Annotated in this window: 1 protein-coding gene; it reads left to right on the top strand. The window is 47.1% G+C overall.

The features are described 5' to 3' along the window. Nucleotides 1-685: 685 nt before the first annotated feature. The gene (locus GS399_RS20255; RefSeq protein WP_160846487.1) at nt 686-8617 is read left to right on the top strand and encodes an Ig-like domain-containing protein; all 7932 of its coding nucleotides are present in this window, start codon (nt 686-688) and stop codon (nt 8615-8617) included. Nucleotides 8618-8738 lie beyond the last annotated feature (121 nt).

Below are 8738 nucleotides of genomic sequence, written 5' to 3'. Positions count from 1 at the left end.
CTGTCTTTCAACAAGGTCAAAACGGGATGCCCGCCTCCGTTCAATTCTTAGTGTAAAGTTATTTTAGGACAAGTGGAATTTATCACCCACCATCATCCTCCCTCAAGGGAGGCAGCTGGTGCTGTTTGCTCTGCAGTTCGATTATGAATGGTTGACTGAGCGCCGCCGTAATCCACATTATGCATGTTACGAGGATTAATCGCATAAAGTTATTTCGGGATAAGAGTTAGATTTTTAGCCGAGACTCTATTCCATTCGAAATCCGTAGAGCCTGCTGAACTCTACGGATAGTGAGAAGAACTCAACAAACAGTGGAATTAGTTTCCTTCGAAGTGAAGATTAAGTCTCTATCTTAAATCTCGTTTCATTTTCTAATATGCAACACATTAGTTGGAGAAAAAGACATTTTAACTTGCAAAGAAATTAATTTTGAGATAAACATTTATAAACAGACCTGGCGGCATACCATTAATCTATACTGCTAGTTCCGTTCAGGAGTTGGCAAATTTAAATACATATAGCAACGAATAATTAAGCTCTCAACTTAATTGCTGACACTCAATTTAGATCAACAAGGCTTTTTCCCGCCGAAGCCATAACGAATTTAGACGAGCCGGTCAAAGAAATACCGACTGTTGCCCGCAAACGATACTAGCAAATTTGCGCTCCTTTAATAAAAAGTGATATGGACGAAAATCTACTAGGACTTTTACTGAAGCGAAAAAATATTTTTGCCACCAGCGCTAAAATTGTGGGTGTACTTACTGTGCTGATGGCGCTTTCCGTTAGCCTACATGCACAATTCACTATCAGCAGAACTTTTACCGACAACAATGCCATAGGCTTAACGCTGGGCGGCACCGCTCACCTGACGGCCGGAAACGAGGATCCTTACAATGAGGGATGGCTTCGGTTAACCTCAGATCAACCGAACCAGGTAGGATACCTTACTGTAGATCAGTCTTTCCCCAGCAGCTTAGGTGTTTTTATCGATTTTGAATACATTACCTGGCGCTCGCAGGGACCTGCCGCCGCGGATGGGTTTTCTATTTTTTTATATGACCCTACTGTTACACCCTTTCAAATAGGCGCTTTTGGCGGTGGACTGGGTTACTCGCAAAAAACGGACATCAACTCAGGTAATTTTATACCCGGTTTATCTGGTGGGTTTATCGGACTTGGCATTGATGAATTCGGAAATTATTCATCCACTTATGAACAAAAAACAGGGGGGATCGGGGGTGGATTTTATCCATCTACTATTGGCCTAAGAGGCAACCAAGCTTCAAACTATAATTATTTAGGCGGTACAAATACACTAACGCCAACTATCAACTATTTGCCTCTAACCTCCGTCCGACCGGCATCTACCGCATATTATAGAAGAATACAACTGAGTATCGAAAAAATTAATGCGACCCAATACCAGATCACTGCCTTCTGGAAAACGAGTGAAACCGGTGCCTTCACCAAACTCTTCGGCCCCGTTAATGTAGACAACCCACCCCCTGTTTTAAAATTGGGTTTTGCCGGATCAACCGGTGGCGGTGTGGATTATCATGAAATCAGAAACCTCATTGTTACTACACCCGGCAATCTGCGTGTACTGAAAACGGTTGACAAGCCAACCGCCCGGCTTGGTGATGAACTTGCTTACACTGTCACTGCTTACAATGATACGGATGCCCCTTTAAATGGAATCAATTTAACAGATCAGTTACCAGATAGCCGGTTTTTTCAGGTGGAATCCATTGACTTTAGTAACGATGGTTACTCAGGCAACACTGCCAGCGGTTACACCATGCTTCCGCAACCATCTATGGACAATGTAACACTAAATATGGTCGCCAAAAGTACTTCAACCTTCAATATAAAAGGCCATATAATTGCTTATCCATATACAGGAGAGATACGCAACAATGTAGATATAAATGTTGGAACGTCGGGTATAACGGACTCTGATCTCACAAATAACTCTTCTTCCGCATATACAGTCGTACTTACTCCAAACCTTGACTTAAAAGTAGAACCGCACTATTTTCCGTGTCAGCAGAACCAGAATATTGATTATATCATATCCCTTTCTAACGTTGGTAATGCCGCAACTGCCGGCCAGGTAACCGTTACGCAAGATCTGCCTCCTGATCTTGGATACATAGGCGCCCGAGGCGATGGCTGGACCATTGATTTTACCGGTAATCAAATCATAGCTACGCGAACCGATGGCCTTGCACTCGGATATTTTTATCCTCCAATTACTGTTTCACTAAATTCTAATCCCAGCACCCCCAATCAAATTAAAACACGTGTGTACGTCGAGAATGTATCTGATGTAGATCTTGGTAATAATGAAGTAATTAGTGACATTTACCTCTCGGTTCCACCAAACCTGGTGATCAACCCGGGTGTACTTGCATTAGTCTGTCCCGATCCTTTCAGCGACAATCCGCCTTATTACAATCTGACCCTGCCGGCGCTAACAAATGGTAGCAATAACGGCAACTTAACTTATTGGACCAATCCGGAGGCTACCATTCCCCTCAGCAACCCGCAACAGGTGACAACACCCGGCACGTATTATATCAAATTAACCAACCAGGATGGCTGTTTTACTGTTAAGCCGGTAACGCTTGAGCCACTCCGGAAGCCCAGGTTGGTTGTCCATGATCCGCCACCCATTTGTGAAGGGCAATATTTTAAGCTAACCGACCCGGGTATAACGCAAGATAGTGACCCCGGTATTATTCTACGCTATTATATGGATCCTCAATTTAAGGATGAGATAACAAATCCCGAATCTTTCACAACAACTACACAAGGAGATTTTCCCATATATGTTACCGCCCGGGATGCCAGCGGAACCGGCTGTATTTCTGCAAAGCAACTTAACTTGAGGGTGATACCAAAGTTCGACCTAATTATTTATTCGTACCCAACTTCGCAAGTTGTCAACGATACCTTTAATTTTTCTTATTGGACAAATACCTATGACGAGAACACGATTTATGATTGGGACTTTGGAGACGGGAAATCCAGCAGTCAGTATTTTCCAAATCATACTTACGATGAAGCTGGAACATATACGGTAACGCTTACCATGACCAAAAGTGGTTGCCAGGTATCGGCTACACAAACTGTAATAGTCAGCAAGGATCCAAATATTGTTCCAAAATTTAGTGTGGATCAAAACCCCCAGTGCCTGGAAGGCAATTCATTTATATTCACAGACGCTACTGTTAACCGCAATAATACTCTTTTTTATTACAATTGGGATTTTGGTGATGGGCAAATCAGTATTGAACAAAATCCTGTTCATGCCTACACTTCAGCAGGAATATATACTGTGACACTAACAGTTCTTCTGATTCCGGGTTTTCAGTTATCTACTACACAAACTGTAGTAGTAACAGAACGGCCAACTTTGAACCCAATTACGAATCAGGTGCTTTGCAATGGCCAGTTAACCACAGCGGTTAATTTTTCCAGCGCTGATATCGGAACGCAATACACCTGGACAAATGATCATCCCGAAATCGGCTTGCCAGGTAACGGCACAGATGACTTATTCCCTTTTCAGGCCGTTAATAACACCTCCAGTCCGATCGTTGCTAATATAACGGTTACACCGGAGGCGGATGGCTGTATCGGTGATCCGCAAACCTTCACTATTACCGTCAATCCATCGGCTATCGCCTCTGATATTTCAGTTTCCGGAATTACGGAAATATGTAGCGGCGGCAGCACGACCTTAACTGCGACAAGCAAAATACCAGGCGCTGATTTTAAATGGTATCTTGACTCCAGGCTTACCCAACAAGTAGAAACAGGGCCGACCTTTTACACATCTGTACTTGAAGCAGACGTAGTGTATTACGTTACAGTCAGCGGAACTGCTTGCGAAAATCAAGAGGGACAAGCTTTACAGGTGCTGGTGCATGTTAAGCAGCCTGCAACCCCGGCCTTGATAGATGCGAATGATCAAACTGTTTGTTCGGGGCAATCGGTCACGCTTTCCGCTATTCCATCCGGCAATGTCACCAACCCGGTCGTTACCTGGTATAAAGATGCGGGAACAACTACCCCGTTAGGCACCGGCTTAACCTATCAAGCCGGCATGCTGAATGCAACAACTGCATTTTATGTAACCATTCAGGGGAGTAATTATTGCGAAAACAGATTTAACCCCAAAGTGGTAACAGTGACCGTAAATCCTAAGCCGGATTTTACGGTTACCAATCCGCCTAAGGCCTGCGCTAATGCCAAAGTTGACATCACCAGCCCGTCGGTAGTCAGTGGTCAGGGTAATTTAACCTTTAATTATTTCCAGTATTCAAACGGGTCAGTTCCCATTGCCGATCCGACTGCAATAACTAGTTCAGGCACTTATTACGTCCGCGCTACTTCGCCGGAAGGCTGTACAAGCGACCTTAAACCAGTAGTGGTCACAATCAACCCGGCTTTGGCAATAAATTATAACACTTTCCCGGTTAATTGCTACGGTACTGCAACAGGGCAGATTTTACTGGGTAATATACAAGGCGGAACTCCGCCTTTTACCTACACGTTCCAGGGGCAGCCTTGGTCTGGTGATACCGGAAGAACGCTTTCTCCGGGAACGTATTCATTTACTATAACTGATGCAGCCGGATGTGTGTATTCTTATACTTCAACCGTTGAAACCCGGCCTGCCATCGTTATCAATCCAACAGTAGCCAATGCAGGATGCATCGGGCAAAATAATGGTGCCATCAGCATCCAGGTAAGCGGCGGTTCCAACAGGCCGGATCAATATAGTTTTACTTGGAGAGGACCCAATAATTATAACTCTGAAAGCCAGAATATTAGTGGGCTGGCGCCGGGCCCTTATAGGGTTACGGTTGTAGATGCCTTCCTGGGCTGCTCGAAAACAATGAACATCGATGTACTTCAAAATCCTCCCGTTGTAATTAATCCAACAGTTACTGATATAACTTGTAATGGAAATATTAGCGGAGCGATCAATTTAACCGTGAGCGGGGGAAGCGAGGCAGGGTATACTTATAGCTGGACAGGGCCGGGTGGATTTACGTCGACAGCACAAAATATCTCCGGATTAGGTAGCGGAACCTATACCGTTACAGTAACAGATAATCAGGGTTGCAATAGCAGTATTTCAAAGACAATCAATGAGCCATCCGCGATCAGTATCAGCGAAACCCATATCGACGCATCGGCACCCGGGACAGCTACCGGTTCAATCACTACAATTGTATCCGGCGGAACGGCGCCTTACAGTTTTTTATGGACTCGGCCGCCGGCTTTTACTTCTACCGCTCAATCCATTACAGAACTAATTACAGGTGACTATACCCTGACCGTTACCGATGCGAACGGTTGCACAGCTACTATCAAAGTATTTATAAGCGAGCCTAATTTAATAAGCATTGCAGAAACCACTGCTTCAGCAAGCTGCAATAATGGCTCAGATGGCCGCGTTGATCTGACTGTTTCCGGCGGTACACCGCCATACACTTTCGCCTGGACAGGCCCGAATGGTTATTCCGCATCGACAGAAGATATATCCGGTCTTTCAGCTGGTGCTTACACTGTACAGGTAACGGATGCATCTGGCCAGGTACATTCGATAACAGCTACTGTAGGCGAGCCGTCAAACATCGATTTAACGGCAGCAATTACCAATATCAATTGCACGGGAGGAAATACGGGAGCTATTAGTCTGACGGCAAGCGGCGGTCCCGCGGGCAGCTATGCCTTTGCGTGGACCGGACCGAATGGTTATACAGGCTCAGGAGCGTCCATCGCCAACCTTGCGGAAGGTACTTATACAGTTACTGTCACTGATGGCAGTTGCAGTAGTTCGGAAAGTTACCAGCTATTGGAAAACGCCCCGATATTAATTACACCGACGGTAGTAAATAACGTTTGTCCCGGAAGCAGCCAGGGCAGTGCTTCGTTGGCAGTCATCGGTGGAAGCGGAGTTTATACTTACAGCTGGACAGGTCCGAACGGATTTGCTTCGACCAGTCAAAACCTGACAGGGCTAGCATCCGGGTACTATGATGTAACTGTAACTGATGCCCTGGGCTGTTCGGCAATCGCGAACGTGACCGTGAGCGAAAGTCCTTCCTTTATAGCAGAACCTGTTATTACGAATGTAACTTGCAACGGAGCAGCTAATGGAGCAATCGCTTTGACAGTTAGTTTAGGCGCACCTGCCGGTTTTGCTTTTGCATGGACAGGCCCGAACGGGTTTACCGCATCAACCGAAAATATCAGTAATATCAGGGCTGGCAAATACCAGGTGATCATCACCAGCGGAGCTGGTTGCACGCAAACCTACACCTATGATGTCGGCGAACCGCAAGCGATACAAGTTGCGTCTACCATTACACCTGCAACCTGTGCAGGTGCATCTACCGGCGCAATTAATCTGACTGCAAGCGGCGGCAGTGGCTCGGGCTACACTTTTAACTGGACCGGCCCGAACGGATTTACCGCCAATACCCAGAATATTACAGGAATAGTTGCCGGGACTTATTTTGTCACCACAACCGATGGCGCTTCGTGCAACCGACTGGATACGCTGATCGTGCCACAATCAGCACCAATTGTTATTTCATCGGTAATTGACAGTGTACTTTGTGCAGGCAGCAGCACCGGGGACATTAGCATTTCTGTCAGCGGCGGCATCGGCTCTTATACTTATAGCTGGACTGGTCCGGATGGCTTTACGGCAGCGACCGCCAACGTAAATAACGTAAAAGCAGGCAGCTATACCGTAACAGTTACAGATTCGGCCGGTTGCAGCGCGGCGAGCCAGGCAATTGTGATACCGGATGCTGTGCCGATCACTCTCAGCCTGCAGGCTACCGACGCCAGTTGTGCCGGATCTTCCGGCGGATCTATTATTTCCACCGTCAGCGGCGGCCGCCCACCTTATGTTTATGGCTGGAGTACTGGCGCTCGCACCAAAGACCTTAGCGATCTGCCTCCCGGTAAATACAGGTTAACTGTTGCTGACCAAAACGGCTGTACCGCTGTTAGCGATTCGGTTGAAATAAAGGCCGGCGGAACGGTCAACCTGGTAACCGTGGATCAAACGGTTTGTTTACCACAGGCCGGCGACCTGACCGCAGCGGCGGTAACGGCCGGCAGCGATCCGGGGCTTACGTTCTCATATTATATCAACCCGCTGACTACGATTCCTGTTGCAAACCCGGCTGCCATCACCCAAAGCGGTGTATATTACATCAAGGCCACCAATGCTGCCGGGTGTTCTGCTGTAAAACCAGTCAGTGTCAGGACTTATCAGCCGCCGGGCCCAACGTATCTGATCTTGGAAACTTCGGAATTGCTTGCCGGCCCGCCAAAACGAGTGATCGTGCTACAGGATACCGTTTGGGCTGGAAGCACGGTTGTTTTCCGGGCAACTGCCACCAATGCCGCCGATTACGATTGGTTTAAAAACGGTGTACCAGTCCCTGTGGACACTAACGTGATCGTGGTTCCCAATGTTCAAAACAGCTTTGCCGGAACGTACCTGGTAACCTGCAAGAACCCGGTTGGCTGCGAAACCGATCAACCAGCCTCCGTCATACTGGCGGTTAATGACCTGGTTACCTGGAAGACGGTAAGCGATGCCAGTGGAGACGGAAAGGCACAAAGAGGCGAGGTGCTGACTTATACAATCCACGTCCGCAATACAGGGACGGCAGCATTAAACACAATCACTGTGACCGACGCCTTGCCTTTAGGAACAAGCTATGTCTCCGGCGGTACGCTGAACGGTAACGACGTACAGTTTAGCATTCCCGGGCCGCTGGCGCCAAACGCTGAAACAGCCGTCAGTTTCAGCCTGAAAGTAAATGATGATATTGCCGGCACCACGATCAGTAACCAGGCACTTGTGACTACTGATAATCATACATTCCCAACCGGTACAGATTCGGATATAGGTAACACGGACCCGGTCATCATACCGGTGCAGAACCTGGCAGACCTGAGCATCGTGAAAACGCAGTCACCACAAAAGATCTATATAGGCGACCAGTTCACCTACCAGCTGAGCGCGACTAACAACGGTCCGGATGATGCGCACAATGTGATAGTTTCCGATGTGCTGCCTGCAGAGGTAGATTATGTTCCGCTGCCCACCAGTCCCGGCCAGATCAGTTACGATCCGGCTACACGGGCAGTTACATGGACAATCGGTACACTGGGAACAGGTGAAAGTACGACAGCAGGTATAACGGTGCAGGCGCGGCTTCAGGGAACGGCCACTAACACCGCTACGGTAAGTACAACTGATGAAGACCCGGTTGCCTCTAACAATTCATCAACGGTACAAAAGGAAATTTCCGGCATGTTCATTCCGAATGTAATAACAGTAAACGGCGATGGCCGTAATGACCGGTTTGTAATCAAAGGTGTCGATCCGACACAGGGAATGGCAATCCGTATTTATAACCGCTGGGGAAATGAAGTGTATCACCAGGATAATTATAAAAATGACTGGGACGGATCGCAGCTAAATGAAGCGACTTACTACTACCTGCTGACGATCGGTACAGGGCAAAATGCGAAAGTTTATAAAGGCTGGATACAGCTGCTTCGGTAACAGTAAAAACGGGAAACCATGAAAAGGATATTTAGCTTGATATTATTTTTGCTGGGATGCCAGGGCGTTTTTGCCCAGCAGGACGTACAGTTCAGCCAGTATATTTTCAACCCGCTGAATC

The sequence above is a fragment of the Hufsiella arboris genome (assembly GCF_009834875.1).
Taxonomy (GTDB): domain Bacteria; phylum Bacteroidota; class Bacteroidia; order Sphingobacteriales; family Sphingobacteriaceae; genus Hufsiella_A; species Hufsiella_A arboris.
This window is presented reverse-complemented; position numbering and strand designations above follow the sequence as displayed.

Coding starts and splice junctions, on each gene's coding strand:
- GS399_RS20255 (WP_160846487.1), top strand. CDS start 686: ATGGACGAAAATCTACTAGGACTTTTACTGAAGCGAAAAAATATTTTT.